Source organism: Bacillus sp. PK6-013 (assembly GCF_054161445.1).
Genome location: NZ_CP096417.1, coordinates 2,758,938 through 2,780,764 on the forward strand (window position 1 = coordinate 2,758,938; position 21,827 = coordinate 2,780,764).

Annotated in this window: 25 protein-coding genes, 2 pseudogenes and 1 riboswitch; of the genes and pseudogenes, 12 read left to right on the forward strand and 15 right to left on the reverse strand. The window is 42.8% G+C overall.

Annotated elements, in window-relative coordinates; genetic code table 11:
• Positions 1-55 precede the first annotated feature (55 nt).
• Positions 56-1,027 (reverse strand): LacI family DNA-binding transcriptional regulator, encoded by a 972-nt coding sequence (locus M1E03_RS13905; RefSeq protein ID WP_095290357.1) that lies wholly within the window; start codon positions 1,025-1,027, stop codon positions 56-58.
• A gap of 210 nt (positions 1,028-1,237) precedes the next feature.
• On the reverse strand, positions 1,238-1,963 hold the full coding sequence (locus M1E03_RS13910; protein ID WP_203086094.1) for an NPP1 family protein: 726 nt from the start codon (positions 1,961-1,963) through the stop codon (positions 1,238-1,240).
• Positions 1,964-2,436: 473 nt separating this feature from the next.
• On the opposite strand from M1E03_RS13910, the gene M1E03_RS13915 reads away from it, so the two are divergent.
• Entirely contained in the window at positions 2,437-2,571 is a 135-nt protein-coding gene (locus M1E03_RS13915) for a hypothetical protein (protein WP_003181237.1), read from the forward strand.
• Between the two features lie 70 nt (positions 2,572-2,641).
• Here M1E03_RS13915 and M1E03_RS13920 read toward each other — a convergent pair whose 3' ends face one another.
• The 6 genes from M1E03_RS13920 to M1E03_RS13945 all read right to left on the reverse strand — a co-directional run bounded on the left by M1E03_RS13920 (position 2,642) and on the right by M1E03_RS13945 (position 9,234).
• Complete coding sequence (locus M1E03_RS13920; protein WP_128822338.1) at positions 2,642-3,736, reverse strand: M24 family metallopeptidase; 1,095 nt, start codon at positions 3,734-3,736, stop codon at positions 2,642-2,644.
• A gap of 204 nt (positions 3,737-3,940) precedes the next feature.
• Positions 3,941-5,848, reverse strand: coding sequence for a heavy metal translocating P-type ATPase (locus M1E03_RS13925; RefSeq protein ID WP_203086093.1), 1,908 nt, complete (start codon positions 5,846-5,848; stop codon positions 3,941-3,943).
• Positions 5,849-6,103: 255 nt separating this feature from the next.
• Complete coding sequence (gene stoA, locus M1E03_RS13930; RefSeq protein WP_020451171.1) at positions 6,104-6,595, reverse strand: endospore biogenesis thiol-disulfide oxidoreductase StoA; 492 nt, start codon at positions 6,593-6,595, stop codon at positions 6,104-6,106.
• Positions 6,596-6,658: 63 nt separating this feature from the next.
• Complete coding sequence (locus M1E03_RS13935; protein WP_020451170.1) at positions 6,659-7,999, reverse strand: polysaccharide biosynthesis protein; 1,341 nt, start codon at positions 7,997-7,999, stop codon at positions 6,659-6,661.
• A 179-nt stretch (positions 8,000-8,178) separates the two neighbouring features.
• Positions 8,179-8,787, reverse strand: a complete 609-nt coding sequence (locus M1E03_RS13940; RefSeq protein WP_020451169.1) for a cell wall hydrolase — start codon at positions 8,785-8,787, stop codon at positions 8,179-8,181.
• A gap of 228 nt (positions 8,788-9,015) precedes the next feature.
• A complete protein-coding gene (locus M1E03_RS13945) occupies positions 9,016-9,234 on the reverse strand; it encodes a hypothetical protein (RefSeq protein WP_371268714.1) in 219 nt (72 codons plus the stop codon).
• 142 nt (positions 9,235-9,376) lie between these two features.
• Here M1E03_RS13945 and M1E03_RS13950 point away from each other — a divergent pair, with 142 nt between their 5' ends.
• Positions 9,377-9,565, forward strand: coding sequence for a YkvS family protein (locus tag M1E03_RS13950; protein WP_003181225.1), 189 nt, complete (start codon positions 9,377-9,379; stop codon positions 9,563-9,565).
• 316 nt (positions 9,566-9,881) lie between these two features.
• Here the strand turns inward: M1E03_RS13950 and M1E03_RS13955 are convergent, their stop codons facing one another.
• The 3 genes and pseudogenes from M1E03_RS13955 to M1E03_RS13965 form a co-directional block, all read right to left on the reverse strand.
• Positions 9,882-10,736: a DUF1672 family protein gene (locus M1E03_RS13955; protein WP_020451167.1), complete on the reverse strand. Its 855-nt coding sequence runs from the start codon at positions 10,734-10,736 to the stop codon at positions 9,882-9,884.
• Between the two features lie 368 nt (positions 10,737-11,104).
• Complete coding sequence (locus M1E03_RS13960) at positions 11,105-11,458, reverse strand: hypothetical protein (protein ID WP_020451166.1); 354 nt, start codon at positions 11,456-11,458, stop codon at positions 11,105-11,107.
• Positions 11,459-11,984: 526 nt separating this feature from the next.
• Positions 11,985-12,185: pseudogene (locus tag M1E03_RS13965) on the reverse strand (DUF1433 domain-containing protein); the annotation flags it as partial.
• On the opposite strand from M1E03_RS13965, the gene M1E03_RS13970 reads away from it, so the two are divergent.
• The 10 genes and pseudogenes from M1E03_RS13970 to M1E03_RS14015 all read left to right on the forward strand — a co-directional run bounded on the left by M1E03_RS13970 (position 12,183) and on the right by M1E03_RS14015 (position 18,995).
• Positions 12,183-13,601 carry a lipase gene (locus tag M1E03_RS13970; RefSeq protein WP_197407305.1) on the forward strand — a complete coding sequence of 473 codons (1,419 nt, stop codon included), beginning with the start codon at positions 12,183-12,185 and terminating at the stop codon, positions 13,599-13,601. The pseudogene M1E03_RS13965 and the gene M1E03_RS13970 sit on opposite strands and share 3 nt — an antisense overlap.
• 11 nt (positions 13,602-13,612) lie before the next feature.
• Complete coding sequence (locus M1E03_RS13975; RefSeq protein WP_020451163.1) at positions 13,613-13,945, forward strand: hypothetical protein; 333 nt, start codon at positions 13,613-13,615, stop codon at positions 13,943-13,945.
• A gap of 553 nt (positions 13,946-14,498) precedes the next feature.
• The gene (locus M1E03_RS13980) at positions 14,499-14,981 is read left to right on the forward strand and encodes a DUF2975 domain-containing protein (RefSeq protein WP_020451162.1); all 483 of its coding nucleotides are present in this window, start codon (positions 14,499-14,501) and stop codon (positions 14,979-14,981) included.
• A 10-nt stretch (positions 14,982-14,991) separates the two neighbouring features.
• Positions 14,992-15,213 (forward strand): helix-turn-helix domain-containing protein, encoded by a 222-nt coding sequence (locus M1E03_RS13985; protein ID WP_020451161.1) that lies wholly within the window; start codon positions 14,992-14,994, stop codon positions 15,211-15,213.
• Positions 15,214-15,323: 110 nt separating this feature from the next.
• Positions 15,324-16,115, forward strand: coding sequence for a DUF817 domain-containing protein (locus M1E03_RS13990; protein WP_023857306.1), 792 nt, complete (start codon positions 15,324-15,326; stop codon positions 16,113-16,115).
• Between the two features lie 365 nt (positions 16,116-16,480).
• Positions 16,481-16,990: a DinB family protein gene (locus tag M1E03_RS13995; protein ID WP_101560801.1), complete on the forward strand. Its 510-nt coding sequence runs from the start codon at positions 16,481-16,483 to the stop codon at positions 16,988-16,990.
• Positions 16,991-17,112: 122 nt separating this feature from the next.
• Complete coding sequence (locus M1E03_RS14000; protein ID WP_232513523.1) at positions 17,113-17,256, forward strand: DUF3967 domain-containing protein; 144 nt, start codon at positions 17,113-17,115, stop codon at positions 17,254-17,256.
• 614 nt (positions 17,257-17,870) lie between these two features.
• Positions 17,871-18,042 (forward strand): annotated as a pseudogene (locus tag M1E03_RS14005) (hypothetical protein).
• 179 nt (positions 18,043-18,221) lie between these two features.
• Positions 18,222-18,791 carry a hypothetical protein gene (locus tag M1E03_RS14010; RefSeq protein ID WP_101560800.1) on the forward strand — a complete coding sequence of 190 codons (570 nt, stop codon included), beginning with the start codon at positions 18,222-18,224 and terminating at the stop codon, positions 18,789-18,791.
• A 24-nt stretch (positions 18,792-18,815) separates the two neighbouring features.
• The gene (locus M1E03_RS14015) at positions 18,816-18,995 is read left to right on the forward strand and encodes a hypothetical protein (protein ID WP_095290338.1); all 180 of its coding nucleotides are present in this window, start codon (positions 18,816-18,818) and stop codon (positions 18,993-18,995) included.
• A gap of 261 nt (positions 18,996-19,256) precedes the next feature.
• Here the strand turns inward: M1E03_RS14015 and queF are convergent, their stop codons facing one another.
• Genes queF through queC form a run of 4 tightly spaced genes read right to left on the reverse strand, consistent with a single transcriptional unit; the run spans position 19,257 to position 21,602 of the window.
• Entirely contained in the window at positions 19,257-19,754 is a 498-nt protein-coding gene (gene queF / locus M1E03_RS14020; protein ID WP_009328607.1) for a preQ(1) synthase, read from the reverse strand.
• A 21-nt stretch (positions 19,755-19,775) separates the two neighbouring features.
• The gene (gene queE / locus M1E03_RS14025) at positions 19,776-20,507 is read right to left on the reverse strand and encodes a 7-carboxy-7-deazaguanine synthase QueE (protein WP_075213208.1); all 732 of its coding nucleotides are present in this window, start codon (positions 20,505-20,507) and stop codon (positions 19,776-19,778) included.
• A complete protein-coding gene (gene queD, locus M1E03_RS14030) occupies positions 20,500-20,940 on the reverse strand; it encodes a 6-carboxytetrahydropterin synthase QueD (protein WP_095290335.1) in 441 nt (146 codons plus the stop codon). The genes queE and queD overlap by 8 nt, the downstream gene beginning before the upstream one ends.
• A 2-nt stretch (positions 20,941-20,942) precedes the next feature.
• Positions 20,943-21,602, reverse strand: coding sequence for a 7-cyano-7-deazaguanine synthase QueC (gene queC, locus M1E03_RS14035; RefSeq protein ID WP_020451152.1), 660 nt, complete (start codon positions 21,600-21,602; stop codon positions 20,943-20,945).
• 138 nt (positions 21,603-21,740) lie between these two features.
• Positions 21,741-21,785, reverse strand: a riboswitch (PreQ1 riboswitch).
• Positions 21,786-21,827: the final 42 nt, after the last annotated feature.

The following is a 21,827-nucleotide window of genomic DNA, read 5'->3' on the forward strand; positions in this document are numbered from 1 at the left end:
TGAAAAATGTCGAAATTTGATCACTGTCTGGAAAATGATTGATGTTTTGATTACATTACACAGTCGCCCTTTTGATCAGCTTGTATGGAACGGTCTGTTTTTCCGGGCCGGCACCGCCGATTCTTTTTCGCAAAAGGCGAAACGCATGCTTCCCCATTTCCTTTATATTAATTTTGATCGTTGAAATGCCCAGCACTTCACTGATTGGCTGGTTGTCACAGCTTAAAATGGCGAGGCTTCCGGGAATATCCACCTGATGACGCTGCGCTTCAAGAAACATACCGGCTGTTACTTGGTCGTTGGCGATAAAAACAGCTGTCGGCTTCTCCTCCATCTCTCTCCATTCAGAGAACAGCTTTTGCCCGTCTTTTATCGTCAGCGACCGCTCGAATACCCATTCTTCCCGGTAAGGCTCCCCGATCGCGGCCAAAGCTTCCTTGTATGCCTCAAGGCGGAAATGGCTGTTCATGCCATTTTTCCTTGCCAAACCAATGGCGATTTTTGTGTGCCCCTTTTCAATCAAAAAATCCAGTCCTAACCGGAAAGCATCTTTATGCGGAATGCTTACCGTTGAAAAATACTGTTCGCTTGAGTCCTGGCACAGGATGAACGGACCGGTCTCATGCCAGTCCAAAAGCGCTTCATCAGACATCGCTTTTGAACAGAAAATCAGGCCGTCCACCTGTCTTTGTTTCAGCTGCTCCAATGCAAAAATTTCTTTTTCCAATTGATAATTTGTTTGATAAAGCGAAAAGTGAACGCCTTCCTTTGCAGCTTCTTCAGCGATTCCTTCCAGCAGCTCGCCGAAATAAGGGAGGCCGATGGTCGGCAGCACAACACCGATCATATTTGAAAAGCCTTTGGATAAATGAACGGCATGCATATTCCTTGCATATTCGAGACGTTCAATCGTCTCAAGAACTTTTTGGCGTTTTTCTTCTTTGACATACGGATGGCCGTTGAGAACCCTTGAAACAGTCGTGATGGAAACCCCTGCGGCTTCAGCTATTTCCCTGATATTTGCCATTCGTTTCCCTTCTTTCTTTCAAATCTTTTCATACATGCCGGATCATTTCGCGTCATAAAGAAATTATATCGCTTGGAGCCGTGGATTTTGATCGTTTTCGGAATTTTTTTCGGGGTTCTATAAATATGAAGAAAACAGTGAAGAAGATGTACGGAGAAAAAACCGGCTGATATGGGAATATTTCACAATCAGCCGACACACGAAATATTTTTATCTAAACCATGCTTTTCCAAGATTATTCATGAAATTGTGATCATTGAAAGGAACGTTTGCGCTTCCGAAATCCGTCGTGTTCAATGCGTTTCTTGCGGCAGGCGTCAAATCTTCCCATCCGATGAGAGGCTGGGTTCCGCCCTTTGCGCTGTCCACATATAAACTGTGGTTAATCGGTGCTTGAGGAGCATCATAGCGGATTTTCGGATGATCACCTTCCATGATCTTGTTGTTTGGAGCTGTTTTTTGAAATTTACCGTGCTGAGAATAAGCGATGGAAAACACTTTTGGATTTTGATTTGCCGGGTTATCGATCCATACGACGATTCCTTCCCAGTCATGTCGATGGCCGAATGCTTTAAAAGGCAGAGGTGAATCTTTAGGAAAATACCATGCGTACATAATCGCCCATACTCCATTGTACCATGCAGAGCGGGAGTACACTTGTCCCACGCTTTTGCTGCAGTGTCCTTCGGGCGCTCCGGTAGGCTCCAGGCCTCCGCTTGTATTGCCTTGTGCGTCAACTGCGGGAAAAGGCACGCAGCCGCTTGCGACCTTTAAATAAGGCTGAAAACGTTTGGCCGCTTTTTGAGAAACCGTCACAGGGGTTACTTCACTGAAGCCTTGCACTTTGTCATGATCAATCACTTTCGCATCAGCTGCCGGTACGATACTGATAAAAGCAAATATCGACAAAAACAGTACATATCCTAATGTTTTCACTCTTTGCTAGCTTCCTTTCATAGATAATGGACTTCAAATCATTAGAGAAGTTTTTTAACGCTTATTTGTGTGGGGGTGAATCCGCAATCATTGCGGGGACTGAAATATCTGGATGAGAGATGAAATTGTCTGCGGCAGATTTAATTTGTCAGCGTTTGTCCCATTTAATCCCTCCCTTCTTTTGAGCTTAGTATACAAATTTTTCACATGAGAATAATGATGCAATCCGATTATCTTTTGATCAATCTAAATCCCCATAATAAAAACAAAAAGGCGCTGTAGATTCATTCATCAAACGATCATCAGAAGACTTTTTCAACGTCAATCATATTAAGCGGCTAGGCAAAATTCCTGAAAACCCTGACATCAGGGTTTTTTATTAATTTAGGGCTTGATATGGAAAGCGTTTCATAATTTAGAATGAAGGCAGCACCGGTGCTGAACACGTTTTCATTCCAGAAAGGGGAAGAAAAATGGGTATCTTCATTCTGATTCTATTATGTATCGTTATCGTACTGTCTTCAAAAGCAGCGATGAAACCGCTTAAAGAAAAACACGAGATCAAACCATTCCGTTCCTTTGACGATTTTTTCATTTCAAAGGATTGACGCGGGTAATAAGACAAACGATTCACGTCAGCATAAAAAAGAACCCGCGCGCGGGCGCGGGTTCCGTTTTTTATGAAATGACAGTCAGCTCTTTTGGATACTTTGTCAGCGCTTCTGCTCCATCGGCAGTGACAAGTACATCATCCTCGATGCGCACCCCTCCGATTTCCGGCACATAGATGCCGGGTTCAATCGTGTATACCATACCTTGTTTTAAAAGCTCATCATTGTTATGGCTCATGGACGGGTATTCATGAGGCGAAATCCCGAGCCCATGCCCGAGACGGTGAGGAAAGTAATCGCCATAGCCTGCTTTTTCGATGATGCCGCGCGCTTTTAAATCAAGATCGCCGATTCTGACACCGGGCTTGCTCATCTTAAGCGCCTCTGTTTCGGCCTGAAGCACCGTATCATATATTTCTTTTTGTTTTTCACTCACATTTTGATACACGAGCGTTCTTGTAATATCAGAGCAGTATCCGTCAATGATCACGCCTAAATCAAAGAGGACGAAATCGCCCGGCTTAAGCGTGCGGCTGCCCGGGTTTCCGTGCGGCTGTCCTGACTTTTCTCCGAAAAGGACCATTGTGGAAAACGACATCCCCTGGACTCCTTTTTTCTTCAGCTCATACTCGATTTTAGCGACGACATCGATTTCCGCTATCCCCTCTTTTAATGCAGCGGCTCCTGCTTCGACTCCGTAATCGGCAAGCTTGGCCGCTTCACGGAGGATGCTGATTTCTTTTTCGTCTTTGATGACGCGGATTTGGTTCAGCCTTTCTTCTGCAGAGACAAGCTCCGCACCGTTTGTGACCGCCTGCAGCATTTCGGCGCGCGACAGAGCAAGCGTTTCTTTTTCAACCGCCACTTTTGAACATTGGCTGTTTCGCTTTTGAAGCGCTGAGGATATGAGTTCCCAAGGGTTTTGATGATCCCCGTATCCGATGATCTCATACGCCCAGCCGGCTGCTCTCGCCTGACCAGCCTCCATTTGCGGACAAACAAAAAACGGCTCTTCATCTTGAAAAATAAAAACGCCCATCAGCCGTTCGTGCGGTTCTGTATAAAAGCCGGTAAGATAAAATACGTTTTCTTTTGAATGAATAAAAGCCGAAGATATGTTTTTTTCTTTCAGCCAGGAAGAGATTTGTTCAATTCTTTCCATGCTCCTTTTCACTCCTTGAGACAGTTTCCGTACCATACATTTAACATGTAAAAGCATCACATCCATTGTATCAGTTTTTCCCGTCTCTTGCTCACCGCTTATGTATTGTGGGGATGCCACCCGCTTCTATTATTGCCGCCTCTTCCTCAAACAGCCCTCTGATGTGAAAAAACGGCTGCCGTTAGCATGCAGCCGTTTCTTTATTTAGGATTTCAGCAGCCTGAGACCGTTTAAAATAACAAGCAGCGTGCTGCCTTCATGTCCGATGACACCGAGTGGCAGATCAAGAATTTGAAGAAAGTTGCTGCAGATTAAAAGACAGATCACACCAAGAGAGAAAATCACGTTTTGTTTAATGATCGTATTCATTTTCCGGGAGAGCCGAATCATTTTGGTCAGTCCTGTCAATTCGTTTTTCATTAAAACAACATCCGCTGTTTCCAGTGCGACATCTGTGCCTCCCCCCATTGCGATCCCCACATCAGCGGCGGCAAGGGCCGGTGCATCATTGATTCCGTCTCCCACCATAACGATTGTTCCGTATGTTTTTTTCAGTTTTTGCGCTTCCTCTACTTTTCTGTCAGGAAGGCATTCTGAAACGACGATTTTCAAGCCCGCTTCTCGTGCGATGGCCGCTGCGGTTTCAGGCTGGTCCCCGGTCAGCATCGCCGTCTGAACACCAAGCGCATTCAGCTCTTCGATCACCGCTTTAGCTTCCGGTCTGATTTGGTCTTTTAATGCAAAACACCCCGCGATTTTTTCGCCTTTTTTCACGAACACAATTGTTTTTCCCTGCTTGGCAAGCTCCTGAACAGCCGCCGTGAGAAATTGCCCGGCTGCCTCTTCCCCGACAAATCCGGCTTTGCCGATCAGCCATGTCTCTCCATTATATCGAGCCTGAACGCCAAACCCTGACGTCTCCTCGATCGACACATTCGCGGGAGGCTCGATACCTTTTGCTTCTGCATACTCGACAATCGCTTTGGCAAGCGGATGACCTGACTGCTTCTCAATCGCAGCAGCAGCCTCCAAGCATTCGCGCTCCTCGATATCAGCAGCTAAAAGCATATCTTCCACGCCGGGCTTTCCGTTCGTAATCGTTCCCGTTTTATCCAATGCAACGATTTTGCTGTTGCCGAGTTTTTCAAGAAAAACACTGCCTTTGACAAGCAGGCCGTTTCTTGCGCCATTCGAGATTAAAGACAGCGCGGCAGGCATGATTGAAGCGACAAGGGCACACGGCGAAGCAACGACCATGAACACCATCGCTCTGTAAAATGTCTCGCTCCAGCTCCAGCCAAGCAGAAAATGTGGCAGAAAGAGCAGCAGTCCGACAGCAAGCAAAACCCCTTTAACGTAAATATTTTCAAACCGCTCAATAAACGCCTGTGACGGCGAAACACTGTTTTGTGCAGACTCAACGAGCCGAATGATCTTTTTGAACAACGAATCTTCATTTGTCTTTGTGACACGGACGGTGAGCGATCCGCTCAAATTGACTGTACCCGCAAAAACCGCGTCTCCGAGGGTTTTTTCCGCGGGGATTGATTCACCCGTTAGTGCCGATTCGTCGATACTCGTTTTTCCCGATTCGATCTCCCCGTCTGCCGCAATGCGTTCCCCGGGTTTAATAAGAATGAGGTCGCCCGCTTGAAGATCGGCCGCCGCCACGGTTCTTGTTCTTTCTTCTTCGAGCAAAACGGCTTCCTCCGGCTCCAATTTCATCAGAGATGTCAAATCGCGTTTGCTTTTATTTAATGTATACGTTTCAAGCGCCCCGCTGAGAGAAAAGATAAAAATTAACACGGCCCCTTCAGCCCAGTAGCCGATCAGCGCTGACCCGACCGCCGCAAAAATCATCAGAAGTTCAACATTCAGCGTTTTTTCCGCCAGCGTTTCTTGTATACCTTCTTTCGCTTTGGCAAAGCCGCCGATACAAAAAGCTAAAATAAACAGAACAACGGACAATGTTTTATTGCCGGACAACAGCCAGCCTGCAAGAATCAACAAACCCGACAAAAGCGCAGCAATCAATTCCCCGTGCTGCCTCCAATTTTCAAAATGAAACGTGTGACGGTTCTGCTGCGATTGTTTCCCGATCTCTAATTGCATCTCCAATATCCTCCCTAATTGAGAATGTAATTCATCGTCAATTTCCTTCTTAAAAAACAAATTGCCGCCTCATCGGCAGCATAAACATGGAGTATTTTATTTATATAAAGGGTATGAGTGTTTCTTGTCCATTGAACACACCCTTTTCTATTTCTTATTATAGCACGGCTTTCTACGTTTTCAAATAATAATTATTATAATTTCTTCATGATATTAATTATCATTTAGATTTCAAAAAAAAGCTGAACCCCCGGCTCAGCTTTTCCCTGCCCATTCTTTCATTTGTTCCACAGTAATGGGTCCGACAACCGATTTCTCCAGCTCTCCTTTTTCGTTAAAGAAAAATGTTGTTGGAATCGTCATGACATTGTAGGCTTTCATCATTTCGCCCTTTTTGTCAAAAACGATCGGAAATGTCAGCTTGTTTGCTTTAATAAACTGTTTCACCTTCTGTTCGTTTTTTTCGGCATTCAGCAGATTCACGGTCACGAGCTTTACTCCGGATTGCTTGCTTTCATAGTAGGATTGGAATCGCGGAAGCTCTTCACGGCACGGCGGACACCAGGTCGTCCAAAAATGAACGATCGTCTTTTGGCCTTCGGCGGGAATGACGACGCGCTGCCCCTCCACCGTGTTCATCTGCATGACTGCCGGAGAAGCATGTTTTGCAGAGGCCTGCGGCTGAAATACGAAGGCTCCGAAAAAAAGCAACAGGATGAGCGGATAAATAAGACTGATTCTTCGCATATGAACTCCCCTTCTTTTTAGTATTAGCTTCCCCGCAAAAACCAAAACTATGAAGAGGGTCAATCAGCGGCTTTCAATTCTCGGAGATCGGGATTTGTTTGTCAAAAAAAGCGTGACGCCCAGCTCTTTGCAAATCGTCACATAATGCAGCGCCGTCAGCAAAATCATTCCGGTATTCATCGCTAGGATGATCCCCGTCATCTGCAATGTCTGCATGGATCCGAGAACATACATCATCAAAAACGACAAAACACTGGCCCATACATTATGATAAAAGGCATCTTTGGCCAACCCCATTCCGATTAAACAGGCCTGAAACGGCATGGCAAAAAAGTGAAATAAAAAATACGGCCACAGCATTTTCAGGTAAAACGACGCCTTAACCGAATCGAAAAATAAGTGGGTCAGCGGCTCTGCAAAGTGATACATCACCATAACGGACGGTATGCCGTAAAACAGCGTGATGAAGATCGCCTGTTTAATCCGTTTGATCACTCTTTCGTATTGTCCGTAAGCGTAGCTTTCGGAAATGCTCGGGATCATGACGACCATCAGTGAATGGGCGATGAAAGCCGGAAAAAAGCCGATTGTCATCGCCACCCCCGAAAGCATGCCGAACTGGTCGATGGCCGATGTTCTCGATACGCCAGCGGCAAGCAGCGTCCCCTTCACCAAAAAAGGTTCAACTGCGTTTGTCACAGCGTGAAAAACGCGCAGCCCTGTCGTCGGGATCGAAACAGTGAGCAGGCGCTTTAAAACATCATTTCTCCGCAGGTGGATCTGCTGCCCTTTTTGAGCGGCGCGCCTGACCAAAACAAACTGAGAAAACAGATAAACAAACACGACCACTTCACTTGCAACAAGGACAAACAACGAGATCAGAAGAGAAGTATCCAATTCAAAGGAATACCATTGAAAAAATAAAAACAAGCCGATGAGCTGAAAGATTTTTTTCAGGGCATTCGCCGTTGCGATTTTACCCATTTGCTGAACGCCCATGAAGTAGCCTCTCGCGATCGACGTAAAGGCAACCGTAGGGATCATCCCGATCACAAGCCCTCTGATCAGAGGGTGGTAAGAATCAAAAACCGGAATAAATGGAAGAATGATCACTGCAGCTGCCGTGGAAAAAACCGTGCAGACCGCAGTCATCCGCAATGCATGTTTCAGCATGCTTTCGTGCAGCTTCGGGGTGGACTCGGCGATAAACTTCGATATCGATACAGGCAGCTCAAGGCTCGCAATCACCACAACTAAAAAAATGGAAGGCAAAACACTCATGTAGAGCCCCATGCCATGCTCGCCAAGCTCCCGTGCAAGAATCATGTTGATGACAAATTCAAGACATTCTGCAAAAAAAGCAGCTAGCGAAAGAAGAACAATTCCTTTTACAAAACGGTTCATGAGGTCTCTCCTTGTCTCACGGGTTTATCCCATCATATGAGACAAGTCTAAAAATTATTTTCTTTTTCATTGAAAATTGATTTTCATAAAGTATCAAAAACAAATTTTTTCTTGGGGGGTGAAAAGTGAGAAAGAATTGCATATAAAAAGCAGTCAAGGCGGATGGCCCTGACTGCTTTTTAGATCGCAAAGACATGATTGCCGATGCGCTTCACGACTTTTCTTGTTTTAATCCAGTCATCAGAAGCGATGTCGGGATTATAGAAAAATAAAGCGTCTGTTTCTTTTTTATTTTGATCTACCGCTTCTTCCACAGCTTCAACTGATTCGCGGTCTGCTTTTTTCTCGATGCTGCCGTTTAGAACGGGCTCAAAAGCGTTTCTTTGATAGATCACGCTTTTTACGCTGTCAGGAAATCGGCCGTCTTCCACCCGGTTCAGGACGACATTGGCAACAGCCACTTTTCCTTCAAATGACTCGCCTTTCGCTTCGGCATGTACAAGCCTTGATAAAAGATCTTTTTCTTTATGTGAAAGATCCGTCGTCTCTTCATCAGCTTCTTCTTTTTCCTGCTCCTCTTCAGCCGGCAGATGCGCGGCTTCAATGAAGCTTTTTTCATCTGTTAATTGAAAAGCAGGATTTTCTTCCTGTTTAAGGCTTTCCATCAGCCGTTCCATTTCCTGTTTATCTTTTTTCGAGAACAACATGACAGCTTGAGCATGTTCGATTCTTGCTGCCGGCAGCATGCAGATTAAAAACGCAGCTAGCGCAGCAAATTTCGATTTCATTTCCTTCCTCCTTGTCAAATCTTCATCGAAAAAAACATATGTTTTACACTAACAAGACGAATCGCTGATTTCATTGCCAAAATGTTGGCATCCCTTCCATCAAACTGTCCGGTTGTCACATTATTGCAGACGGCCGGACGATTTCATGCAGAGAATACCAAAATCTCCAGAAACATATGGCTTCACACAAATAAAAAAGCTTTCTCAGCCGGTCTGAGAAAGCCTTTTTCAGCTTCTTGCCTCTTTCATATATTGAAATATAATATCTCCGCCATGCTGGGCAATGCCGCGAAAATGCTTAAAATCTTCCTGCTTTGTTAAGATGGCTCTGAAAGAAAGAAAATCTTCTTTTTTTACGTGGAGTTCATGAATGCTCCCTGACCTTAATTGCTCGATCTGATCGATGGCATTTTGCTCTGTCACCTGTTCTCTCCCCTTTTCTCTCATCATCTTTAACTAATTAACTATAACATTAAGTCACACCGGGTACAACAATAGTGATGCCGCTTCCCAAATTGCTTTACTTCTCCAAGAAAATATTGCAAAATACTTTCAATAGGTTAATTTACTTTAAAGGAGAGGAAGTCACTTGAAAATTGCAAAAGTCGGGAACGTCATCGAATTTAAAAACGGACTCACCGGAATCGTAGAGAAAGTAAACGAAAACTCTGTGATCGTCGATGTTACGATTATGGAAAACTACAGAGACTTGGAACTGGACTCCTTAACCGTCGTCAATCATAAAAACTATAAAATTATTAAAGATTCCCTGCATTAATCAGCCGCCCTTTACAGCACATATTCACGATTTCCACGCAGCTTTATTTCCACAAGTTTTTCTGCAAAAGGAAAAACCGTCTGCCACCCGGGTCCGGCGGTTTTTTTCCTCTGTTCCCTGCATCGTCCCGAAGAAGTTTGTGAAGCATCGCGCCGCGCCGTAATCGATGCCGCTTTTTGATTGAACAGCTGAAAAAACCGGCGACCGTGCGGAATGAAATGAAATACCCGACCGCTTTCCGGCTCCTTAAAACATTATTTTAAAATAGATCTCCGTATCAGTACATTTTCAATTTCATGATCAGTTTAGGAAGACATTATCGTCCAAGCGTGCTTTTTCTTGGATTAAATCCTAAGTTTTTATCGATTCTATTGTCATTCAAGTAAATGCTGTAAGTCCCTGGTGCCAGCTCTTCCATGTCTTCAATATCCTGCACCACTTGATTATAAATGCGTTCACTTGGCCTTGTATGTGCTTTTTTCATATATAAATTTATATTGATATCACATGATTTTGGGGTGATTTCTTCATCTTCTAATTTTTCCTGCCAGTCTTGTTTGCTTCTTTTCGGGTTTTCTAAATATGCTGAATAAAGGTCATCCTTCCAATCAGCAGTTAAAGAAACAGCATAATAAGGCGTCTGATATCCCTTACCGCTTGTGTTATCAACGGCTGCCTGCGTTTTGCCTACAATCGGCTCTTCTTCTGTTAGCTTCTCTAAATAGTAATCTAGCGCGGCAAATTCGTCTTCAAAAGCCAATGCGTATATCGCGCTTGTAATCGAGTCTTTCACGTCCAACTCCGATGAACGGATCGCGTCAGTCTGCACCTCTTTCTTGTCCAAATCAATTTTAATTTTTGCACTTGTGTAGAAATGCAATTTTCCGACCGATTCAGCATACACAGTAACAAATCCATGCCCTCCGACAATGTTATGGACTTTTACCTTTGTTCTATATTGATCCAAGAAATAATCTTTTACGGTTTTTTCAACCTCATCTCGATGCGCTTCCGCGATCTCAGCGGTTTCTTTCTGATAACCCCTGCTCTGAATATGAAAATCTTGTCCTGTGTAATCTTGGACGCTAATGTCAGACTCCTCTCTGTTCTGACATCCGCCTATAAATAAAAGTAAACCAATTCCAAGCGCTGCTGCTTTTTTATATTTCAAAACTGTATCCTCCAGTTCATACTGCAATAACCTTATACGTTTTTATTGAATCACGTTCCATGTTTGCTAATTATTAGGCACGCTTCATTATAAATCATTTGAAGTGTATTTTTGGTATTATGCATAAAAAATAAGACAATAGAACTAATAAAATTTGTGTCATTCTCGCTTTTTGAGTTCTTTAGTTCTAGGTAAAAGTTCTTTCCAAAAAGAATAGACGTGCAATGATGCACGCCTAATCAACATGAATATCTTTTTATTATTGTGAACTTGTGCGTTTTTGAAAGTGGTTTCCCGATAACCAACTATCATATTAAAGCTTTAATCCCTATAATCTTAAAATGAATTCACCTTTCGTTTATTACACTTCACACCAAACTCCGTAACAAATTATAATAAAGTGTTTTACAGCCTATTTCATCATGCTCGTTGTCTTCCCATCTTAAAAATGCCCAAAACTGTAATTTATCCATTTTTAAAGGAAACTTATGATTGATATACTCTTCTTCACAGTCCTTAATATGTGGAAAGTCAGCAAGTACCTCTGTACAAGCTACGCTCAGCATTTCTATTTCATCGTCTGTCGGTTCCCCGTTAAAATAGCCTTTCCAGTATAACGTTTCATTTTCTAACTTGACTGCGAGTCCCCTTAATTTGTATGGAATTGCCCCCAATAAAGCGTAATGGCAACTGATGATTAAATTATTCAATGCCGAATCCATATTTTCAATATTCACCTCAGTATATTAAGCTTTTTCTAAAGTATACCCTTCCTCACAAGATTGAGCTGAGCTAAATCGTTCCGGCTATTCATGGGAACGTTGTAGAAGTAAGGAAAAAGGTTCACTCATTTTAAAAGGGTTCTTTAATATCCGCAATCTTTTCTTTTATGGCGTACCCAAAACATCTATGACGGACTAATATCGACATCCTCATTAGGGAAATATCACGACAGGTTCATCAAAAATTAATATAGATTTCTCAGGGATCTGAGTTTAACGGGCACCGTTTATTTGGCTCCTCAGTCATTCGCTAACTTTCTCGTAAATCTCTTCGAAAATCTCTTTTTCCACCGGGTAAAGCTCACCCTTCATGCCTGTAACGATGTAATGCTTTACGGTAGGTTTAAAACAAATACTAGAAATGATATCACAACATTATTTATTATCAGGGGTAATAAAACTGATTAGTTAAACAAACGTGAGATAAAAATAGAAAAAAGCCCGCTCAATCGAGTCGGACCTTTTATTAATAATCGCAAATTTTATCTTTACATTCGGGCTTTCTTTCAGCATCGACTGTGAAGGACCCTACTTCGTCATTTGACTTATCATAAATACCCCATATTTTCTTTTGCTTATCACCATTTAGATACCCTTTAATATCAATTCCGCCCATTGGGTTCACTTCGTAGTCATCAGAATAATCAATTGACTTAATGTCCTCATAAGCGATATTCCTAATGTAACAGATAAGGATTATTATTTTCTTAGCCAAAACACATATAGTAGCAATAAAATGAAAGAAGCTTTCAAGGATAGAACACCTATAGAGAGTAAATCAAATAAGGCTTATTACGTTGATAAAATTAAAAGGGACTCTGACACCGGACTCGACGCGTATGTATTTGTTCAAGCGAAGAAAAAGGACGGTAAATGGGTTAAACCTGACACACCAAAAAACGTCGTCGTAGCCTTCGCGGGAACAGATCCTAAGAACCAATTCTTCCAAGATGTTATTGACGCTGACGGCGGGAACGTTGTAATGGGAATTGACCCGAAAAAGAAGGAACACTACATAGTCGAAAAAGATGCGAAAGATACTTCTAAAACACTCGGAAAATATAACGGAACTCCGACACAAGACTCGATGCTTAGCACCGGTAACTACAAGTTAATTACGAAAACGTCCCAAATCGGGCAAGCTGACAATCTGGTGCGGGAAGTTAAACAAAAGTATAAAGGCACCTCGACGGTCATTTCAACAACCGGACATTCTCTCGGCGGCGCAGAGGCTGAATACAGTGCGGTCAACAATAATGTCTATGCCGTAGCGTTTAACAGCCCTTCAATCGTCCACCTACACTCTGCGGAGCAGCAAAAAAAAATTAATAACGGTGAATATGACCGATCCATAAAATCGATTATCAACCCGGATGATATGGTCGGGGCCGGCTGGTGGAACGAGTATGACCGGCACAACGGTACGACAATTTATACGAAGGACCCTGAATTATCAAATGCGGTGCGCGAGGCGAGAATGCAGGGCGATGTATTCCAACAAATCGGGCAAAACGCTGGGTATTTCTTTCAGACCGCAATCTTAGGAATGCCTGATACGCATTGGGTCGGAAGTAATAACTTCACCTTCGACGAAAACGGCAACGTTCAAAATATAGAGGGCGATGAGCTCATTTATGACAAAAATTTAAAAGCGATGCTCCCACCGGAAGTTGCATCCGGAAGTGGCGCAATTAAAGTAACACCCGCCGTTGCCAAACAGCTCGCGCAAAAAGTAAATGCGATGATCAACGATCTGCGGACGATGAAACGCGAAGCCGAAAACGCTTATCAGGAACACGACGCCGAAATCAACGACCTGAAACACGATACCTACCGTCAAGTCGGCCACGGTTTATACGACAAGCTGACACTCGAAGATGTAAACAATACGCTGAAAAACCTGGCGCAGTCGTTTGACAAAAAAGGCAATCCGCTCTTTTACGATGTTCATGCCGAAAAAGCGTACATCGCCTCATTACAAAATACGATTTCAGATTTAGAAGACATCAGCAGGCACCTTGCTCAGATCGCAAAAGATTTTAAATCAAAAGATAAAATGCTGGCAAACTGGCTTAAGCTTTAGGAGATGACATAATGGAAAATTTCAATAAACTAGCCTCACTCAACAACTTAAACGGTGATCAAGAAGATACGCTCCTCATACGGCGCAATCAGCTTCAAATGCTGAAAACGGGCATGAGGGTATCAGCCGCAACGAAGCTTGAAGGCATTAAAACGACACTAAGACCGAAGTTTAAGATAGACGATATACAAAAAGAAATGAACAGCGTCTATTCATCGCTTCTCTACAGCTTTGAAGGAAAAGCGCAAGAGGCGCTTGCTCAACGAATCAGCCAAAGCGCCCAGCAGCTTATTAACACGGAGCAGGACGGAGAAAGTTTTGTGAATGGATTTAAGACGAGATGAAGGCGCCTTAATTGGCGTCTTATTTTTATTTAAATCTAACAACATTCTCTTTTCTGTTTTCACCACACTAATCGTCTTCGGTCTTCACCTCAAATAACTCCTCGACTTCAACCCGAGTCTTCACGTTATGGGCAAAGACATGCCAATCGGTAGCTGTTTTATTGTCTCCTTGTTGACACATATTCCTTTATGGTACGTTTGAGCTTTTTCACCCTAGGATTTATTTGACGATATGGTTCTGCTGAGTTCCGGTTAACTATCGCATAACCAGCGTTTTTCAATTCATTGACTGTCTCGAACCTGCGTTCATATAAGCTAGCGTTCGAGACCCTTTAAGCTTGATCTTTTCGTTTGGCGGAAGCCGCAAAGGTCCAAAAGAGGTGATGTATACTCCGCTGACGTATTTCTTTGCATAGCTTTATAAACGCTTGTCTAAAATCAAAAAGGTATCATACCATAACAACAATAAAATCACCTTTATCAATATTTTTTTATTGTAAAACGATAAATAATGTGTTAAATTCAAATCGACAAAATAAGTGAGGTGCTTTTAATGAAACGGGGATCAACACTCTTTTTAAAGATGGCTGTTATTCTTATTGGAATCCCAGTTCTTGCTTTGTGCATATTTTTCGTGCCGAAGATAGCGAATTTTGCAGCTGATTTGTATCCAGATATTTCTTATCTGAAATATCTCGTTTATATCGATTTGTATGCAGCGGCGATACCTTTTTACTTTGCTCTGTATCAAGCCTTTAAACTTTTAAGCTATATTGACCACAATAAAGCTTTCTCGAAATTGTCTGTACGGGCTTTAAAGAATATAAAATACTGTGCAATCACCATCAGTATTTTATTAGCGGCAGGCATGCCGCTCTTCTATCTCATCGCGGAGATGGACGACGCTCCTGGCATCATACTAATCGGACTGGTCCTTATTTTTGCTTCAATGGTTATCGCCGTCTTTGCTGCTGTTCTCCAAAGGCTATTGCAAGAAGCGATTGATATAAAATCAGAAAATGATTTAACAGTCTGAGGTGAAAACAATGGCAATTATTATCAATATTGACGTGATGCTTGCTAAAAGAAAAATGAGCGTAACGGAACTTTCTGAGAGGGTTGGAATCACAATGGCGAATCTTTCTATATTAAAAAACGGAAAGGCAAAGGCTATTCGATTATCAACATTAGAGGCGATTTGCAAGGCTTTAGAATGTCAACCCGGAGATATTTTGGAATACCGAAGTGATGAAGACACCCATGATTAAAAATTTAGCCTATTCGGCGGTGATCTTATGCGCATACCCGTAAATCTGTTTAGCTGCAATACTAAGCTGGCCTCGCATATATTCAGAAAAAAACTTCGGAGGCACACATGATGAGAGCACTAAATCAACTCGTTCGTTTTGGTTGGGAGCAGTCCTTGTCATGTTTATTTCCTGTCGTTATTTTTGCCTCTTTGGCAATTACACAAATCATTCCTCTTCCCTTCCTGCCGCGGTATGACTGGCTGCTCATCATCTGCCTTCTCATGCAGTGGTGGATGGTGTATTCCGGGCTTGAAACACGGGATGAACTAAAGGTGATCACATTGTTCCACCTTATTGGACTAGCTCTTGAACTTTTCAAGGTGCAAATGGGCTCCTGGTCTTATCCAGAGGAAGGTTATTCCAAAATCTTTGGAGTGCCTTTATATAGCGGCTTTATGTATGCAAGTGTCGCCAGTTATCTTTGCCAGGCGTGGAGGAGGCTTAAGGTTGAACTGGTTAAGTGGCCGCCGTTTTTCGTCGTTGTACCTCTTGCCGCTGCGATTTATTTGAATTTTTTCCTCCATCATTATTGGATTGACGTCCGCTTTTGGTTATCTGGACTTGTAGTAATTGTCTTTTGGAAATCATGGGTCATATACGAGGTTAATGGAATTCGTTACCGTATGCCGCTCGCACTTTCTTTTGTGCTCATCGGATTTTTTATATGGATAGCCGAAAATATCGCAACGTTTTTTGGAGCCTGGACATATCCAAACCAAACCAGCGCGTGGAGTCTCGTTCATCTAGGAAAAGTGAGTTCATGGCTCTTACTAGTGATTGTCAGCTTTCTAATCGTGGCCACATTAAAACTGGTTAAGGAGAAAGATTCCACTAGAGTGGATGCCGGTCAATTTTTATAACTCTTTATTTTAAAGGGTATCAAGGAGCTTATGACGCCATAGTTGGCGTCTATTTTTAGTATTCGCAATCTTGGTCTCTGCATTCTTAGCTCATTATCTTATTATTTGTCGGGATGTATATACCGTCATGTTTTCTTCAATGATTTCCCATATGTATTTTCGCAGTTTTAAACTCTTCAATTTCTTCATTTTATCGGTCGCACTTGGCTATGTATCATTATTATGTATCTTTTCCCCCTCAAAATAGAGCGCCTTGATTTGCCTGCATTAAAGTTCGATTAAATCAAGCATTTAATGATGGTACACCTTTGTGTATAATTAGAAGAATATTTTGATATTTATTGTTTTTAAGGGGTGGGATAGTGATGGAAAAACACGAATATGATTGGGTGAAACAAACAAGACAGATTTTACTAGACCAGTGTAAAGTATTGAATAAAAATGATTTTACAAAAGAGTTTGGATTTGGTTTTCAAAGTATAAGAGATTCTTTAGTTCATGTGGCTGGTTGTTATCATGCTTGGCTGGGTTCTTTTGTGCTTTCAAAAACAACTTCACCACTCATAACAAAGGAAGCACTCCATAATATGCAGATAGAAGATATTCAACGTTATTTTCAACAGGCTGATATATATGTGGATACTGTGTTTGAACAATTCACTGAGAAATTTGATAATTTTATCGAAAAAGAGCCTTCTTGGAAAGCGGGCAGTGGAATCGTAAAAAAAACACCACACCAATTACTAGTCCATTCTATTACGCATGAGTTTCATCATAAGGGGCAAATTGTAGCAATGTTACGGTTGCTTGGTTATATTCCTAATAATACAGATATTTTGGGACTGCCTGAAAAAGAATTTTCTATAGATCAATAATAGATAACAACTGCGTATCTGTTACGTTCAGGCCACTGTGTGGACTAAAAGATATGCTGGACGGCCTGAAAATAGATCACGCCTTATCTCAATTTGTCAAACAACAAGAGGAATTCAATAAAATGATGCTGGAACGCATTGAACTTTTTGAGAAACGGCAGAAGGAAAGAGACGAAATGCTGATGAAATCCCTTCGTGCATCCCAGGAAACACAAAAAATGCTGGCCGCCGTCCGCAAGAAAAAGTGGTGGCAATTCTGGAAATGATCTTCCTTGTTTATTGAATGAACTAGTGAAAATATGGGGTGAAACTTTAAAACAAAAAAGTGATAATAAGAGAAAAACTCTCATAATGGAAGGATAACTATCTGAATGAAATTAAAGAAGTTAACAAATTTACCTCGGATATCTATAATAATTCCTTTCACACTCGTGATATCAGCGTCTTTAATTTTTTCTAAAAGCTTTTTCAATAATAAAGAAATACAAACTCTCTCTCAAAATTGCTTTAATTCAGGAGAGAATCCCACTGTAGAATTAGGGACTCTTAATTTAGATTATTCATTCGAATGTATAAAATAAAAGTTAAAACACGCGACAAGGGATTGCGCAAGGAAGACAATGCGCTGCTTCTTTCGACATGGACGGCCAGAGTATGCCGGCGTTATGGAGTTTATGCCTTAGGATGCGCGGCGGAAGCTACACGCTGAGAGAAAAGACGTCGAAGAAACGGAGAAGTACGTTTATATTGAGCCGATTGGGTGCCGCGTCAAACACCGGGTCAAGACTGAAAACGGATTACTGCGGATTCCTTCGTTCCATGAATGGCGTTGAATTGAACGCACTATTGCCGCATTCTAATAGTCGGAGGTTGAGGCCGAATGGTTTACGAAACAAGAGGCTATGATACGACGATTGTTTACGATTATAAAGAGTATCCTGACGCCATTACGGGGGCTGCGATAACTGCGATTATACGCTGTTTAAATTTCGGCGAAGGACGGCGTTTTCCTACGCGAGTGCCGTCAGTGCGGTATGAAAAAAAGCATATAAAATCTCTAAGACACTGGTTTTCCGGCGTCTTTTTTATTTACAAGACATCATCCCATTCACATCACACTAACTTTTCCCTATTTTATAACATTATGCAAGCCTCATGATAGCCTTTTCCTTATATTGGTACAATTAATCTATCAACTACATATTCAAACAAATGAAAGGGAGATGCGAAGATGAAAAAACTCGTCATAACAACGACTGTTGCTTGTATGTTTGGCACATGTTTAGCGCCTTTTACTTCCGAAGCGCAAGCTAAGACAGACTCACAAATTCAACTAGACACGTTGACAATTGAGGAAGAAATGGAAACGCAACAAATAGCCGAGGACTTAAAGTTCATTTTTGGGGAAGCCTCCTCAGAAGTTGACGGAAAGTTCGTCATCAATAAGGATATGGTCGCGGAAAAATTCGGTCAATCGTCCGTTGCTACAGTGGAAGCATTTGTTAAACTTGTTAATGGAGAGGAGCTAACTGCGGAGGATTTAAAAGGCGTTCCCGATCCCCAAGCTAATTCTAGTCAATTTCAAACGGCTTCATGGTGGGGATGTCTTAAAGAAAAAATCATTGATTTTACCGGCTTAGGATTTATTGGCGGCGGCCTGGAAAAGATGCTTAAAAAGAAACTTTGGAAAAAAGCCGCGACTGAGATAATCAAGATTGTCGGGAAAAATGCAATCCGCGGTGGCGTCCTTGGATTAGCCGGAAGTCTTGCATGGTTTAGTGTGCGGTGCATCGGAAAATAAAGAGAACAAAGGGGATGTTATCACATGAATATGGCTAAATACGGGTCATTCTTTATAATTACTTTGGTGCTGCAATTGATTTTGTTTTTTGTTATAAAAAAAGACACAGGCGTGACTATTATCGATATGGTGGTAATGTCCTTACTGTTAGCGCTCTTCTCATTTATCTTAGACAAAGTCCTTAGAAAAGAAAAATCAGCATGAAAATAAAAGACAGGCGCCAATTACGGCGCCCTTTTTCGTTTATACGAACGATAAAGGTTGCGTAGTTAGAGGCGAACCAGCGAACGAAGACGTTAACGAGGCGAGCTGAGATTACATCTTTTTCACAATATGAATTGCGTGTCATATTATGCCCACGCCGTTAAAAGTGATAAATCAACTTCTAAAAAAATAACCCCGTCTATAAAGACGAGGTCACTCCAGTCACACATCGATCACAAACCCTCACTTCTCCTGCACCTCTTACCGATTATCAATCGTCTCCGGATACAGATCATGATTCATCATCCGATACTCGGCCATTTTTTCATACTTTGTACCGGGCTTGCCGTAGTTTGTGTACGGGTCGATCGAGATTCCGCCTCTCGGGGTGAATTTGCCCCAGACTTCGATGTAGCGCGGATCCATCAGCTCAATTAAATCGTTCATGATGATGTTCATGCAGTCTTCGTGAAAATCGCCGTGATTTCGGAAACTGAAGAGATACAGTTTCAAAGACTTGCTTTCTACCATTTTTTTATCAGGGATGTAGCTGATATAGATCGTGGCAAAATCGGGCTGTCCGGTTTTCGGGCACAGGGATGTGAATTCAGGGCAGTTGAATTTCACGAAGTAGTCCCTGTTTTCGTGTTTATTCGGGAAAGACTCAAGCACTTCCGGAGAATAGTCAAACAAATAATTGGTGCCTTGATTTCCAAGAAGGGTTACGCCTTCGAGTTCTGAATCTTTTCTTGTGGTCATCATTCATCTTCCTTTCTTCAATCAAACGCCTCGTTTGTTACCCCAGATCAGGGTGTGGAGCTGCGGGAGAACGCGGACGCGGTTCAATTCAGGGTCGCGCGTGACCGCTTCTACCAGCTGTTCATACTTTTGAAGCAGCCGTTCGACGAGCCGCACTTGGTCTTCTGTATGAACGTCGTCATTTCCGACTTGGAGAAAGAACGGGACATCAGGATAACGCTGGTGAACTTGCTTTGCAAATTGAAGGTCTTCCGCCGTGAATATGACGACCTTCAAACTTGCCGCTGCCGCCCGGCCGTGCTCTTTCAGTTTTTCAACAATATGATCAAGCTTGTTAAAATCGGTTTTCATATTGGAGCTCGGCGGCTTTGGCGAAATTGTTAAATCATCGATTCCGGCAAACCAGTCTTGATAAAACGTCCCTTGCGTCTCAAGCGCTGTCCGTATACCGTTTTCTTTTAAAAGGGAAATCAGTCCGTCCAGCTGTTTTAAAAGCGCCGGGTTGCCTCCTGAAATCGTAACGTGCGAGAAGGCGTTTCCGCCGATGTCTTTAAGAGATTCGTATACTTCTTCCGCGGTCATCCATTTGATGTCTTTTTTCGCCGAACCGTCCCAGGTAAAAGCTGAATCGCACCAGCTGCACGAATAGTCGCAGCCGGCTGTTCTGACAAACATCGTTTTTTGCCCGATGACCATCCCCTCTCCCTGAACCGTCGGACCGAAAATTTCAAGTACGGGAATCGGCTTAGCCATTGTGAACACCCGATTTCGGACGGTAGACGACATAGCTTGTCGGCGTTTCCCTGACAAACACCTGAACGCAATGCGGACGGTTTTTGAGATCTTTCAAATAAGCCTCTGTTTTATCGTAAATCGTTTTCGCCACCACTTCTGTCGAAGGGATCCGATCCGCGCTTTCACCCGAAAATTCCTGATGGTCATTTAAAAGCGTATGATCGTATTCCCCGTGGATCAATTTTTTAATGGTGCTGAAGTTGACAAGAAATCCTGATTCATTCAATTCATCCCCGGCAATCGTGATATTGATTGTATACGTATGGCCGTGGACTCTGCTGCATGCGCCCGCATCCTCTCTCGGAATAAAATGCGCGGCTGACATCTGCATATCTTTATTTAGTTCAAAAGAGTAAGGATGGCTTGGTTGCGGGTAAATTTGTGTAAGCACTGTTAAGCTCGCTCCTTTTTCATTTTCATATATTCATTGTAGCCATTCGCCCGAAGCTTGCAGGCCGGGCATTCGCCGCAGCCGTCGGCAATGATTCCGTTGTAGCACGTCAGCGTCTCGTTTTTCACGAAATCAAGCGCATCAAGCTCATCGGCGAGCTCCCACGTTTCCGCCTTGTTCAGCCACATCAGCGGCGTGTGGATGACAAACGGGCGCTCCATCGCCAAGTTGACAGTGACATTGCAGGATTTGACGAACTCATCCCGGCAATCCGGATAGCCGCTGAAATCCGTCTCGCATACACCTGTTATGATGTGCCGCGCGCCGACCTGGTAGGCGAGGATCGAAGCGAACGATAAAAACACGAGGTTGCGTCCCGGAACAAAAGTGGACGGAAGTTCGCCTTCTTTCGCCTCAATCTCGATATCATCCCTTGTCAAAGCATTCGGCGCGAGCTGATTTAACAGTTCCATATCAAGAAGGTGATGCTTGACGCCAAGCTTTTCAGCGATCTTTTTCGCGACTTCGATTTCCTCTCGGTGCCGCTGATTATATTGGAAGGTGACCGCTTCCACCTCCTGAAATTGCCGAAGCGCCCACAAAAGGCAAGTCGTACTGTCCTGACCGCCGCTGAATACGACGATCGCTTTTTCCTGTTTCATAATTCCTCCTTCTCCGCTTTTCGTCAGTATTTCATAAAAGAAGAGATTCACTGATATCTAAACGAAAAAACACCTTTCTCTGTGAGAAAAGTGTTCTAGCAAAAAAACAATAAAAAAGGCCATACCCCAAGGATACAGCTTTCCTTAGTTTTTTATAGAGGGTTTTGCTAGAACCTCTCCCGCAGTTTCAAGCGGATTTTGTTTCAATTTTCCTTCGCCATCTTA

Coding starts and splice junctions, on each gene's coding strand:
- M1E03_RS13905 (WP_095290357.1), bottom strand. CDS start 1,027: ATGGCAAATATCAGGGAAATAGCTGAAGCCGCAGGGGTTTCCATCACG.
- M1E03_RS13915 (WP_003181237.1), top strand. CDS start 2,437: ATGGGTATCTTCATTCTGATTCTATTATGTATCGTTATCGTACTGTCT.
- M1E03_RS13920 (WP_128822338.1), bottom strand. CDS start 3,736: ATGGAAAGAATTGAACAAATCTCTTCCTGGCTGAAAGAAAAAAACATA.
- M1E03_RS13925 (WP_203086093.1), bottom strand. CDS start 5,848: ATGCAATTAGAGATCGGGAAACAATCGCAGCAGAACCGTCACACGTTT.
- stoA (WP_020451171.1), bottom strand. CDS start 6,595: ATGCGAAGAATCAGTCTTATTTATCCGCTCATCCTGTTGCTTTTTTTC.
- M1E03_RS13935 (WP_020451170.1), bottom strand. CDS start 7,999: ATGAACCGTTTTGTAAAAGGAATTGTTCTTCTTTCGCTAGCTGCTTTT.
- M1E03_RS13940 (WP_020451169.1), bottom strand. CDS start 8,787: ATGAAATCGAAATTTGCTGCGCTAGCTGCGTTTTTAATCTGCATGCTG.
- M1E03_RS13945 (WP_371268714.1), bottom strand. CDS start 9,234: ATGAGAGAAAAGGGGAGAGAACAGGTGACAGAGCAAAATGCCATCGAT.
- M1E03_RS13960 (WP_020451166.1), bottom strand. CDS start 11,458: ATGGATTCGGCATTGAATAATTTAATCATCAGTTGCCATTACGCTTTA.
- M1E03_RS13975 (WP_020451163.1), top strand. CDS start 13,613: ATGGAAAATTTCAATAAACTAGCCTCACTCAACAACTTAAACGGTGAT.
- M1E03_RS13980 (WP_020451162.1), top strand. CDS start 14,499: ATGAAACGGGGATCAACACTCTTTTTAAAGATGGCTGTTATTCTTATT.
- M1E03_RS13985 (WP_020451161.1), top strand. CDS start 14,992: ATGGCAATTATTATCAATATTGACGTGATGCTTGCTAAAAGAAAAATG.
- M1E03_RS13990 (WP_023857306.1), top strand. CDS start 15,324: ATGAGAGCACTAAATCAACTCGTTCGTTTTGGTTGGGAGCAGTCCTTG.
- M1E03_RS13995 (WP_101560801.1), top strand. CDS start 16,481: ATGGAAAAACACGAATATGATTGGGTGAAACAAACAAGACAGATTTTA.
- M1E03_RS14000 (WP_232513523.1), top strand. CDS start 17,113: ATGATGCTGGAACGCATTGAACTTTTTGAGAAACGGCAGAAGGAAAGA.
- M1E03_RS14010 (WP_101560800.1), top strand. CDS start 18,222: ATGAAAAAACTCGTCATAACAACGACTGTTGCTTGTATGTTTGGCACA.
- M1E03_RS14015 (WP_095290338.1), top strand. CDS start 18,816: ATGAATATGGCTAAATACGGGTCATTCTTTATAATTACTTTGGTGCTG.
- queF (WP_009328607.1), bottom strand. CDS start 19,754: ATGACCACAAGAAAAGATTCAGAACTCGAAGGCGTAACCCTTCTTGGA.
- queE (WP_075213208.1), bottom strand. CDS start 20,507: ATGGCTAAGCCGATTCCCGTACTTGAAATTTTCGGTCCGACGGTTCAG.
- queC (WP_020451152.1), bottom strand. CDS start 21,602: ATGAAACAGGAAAAAGCGATCGTCGTATTCAGCGGCGGTCAGGACAGT.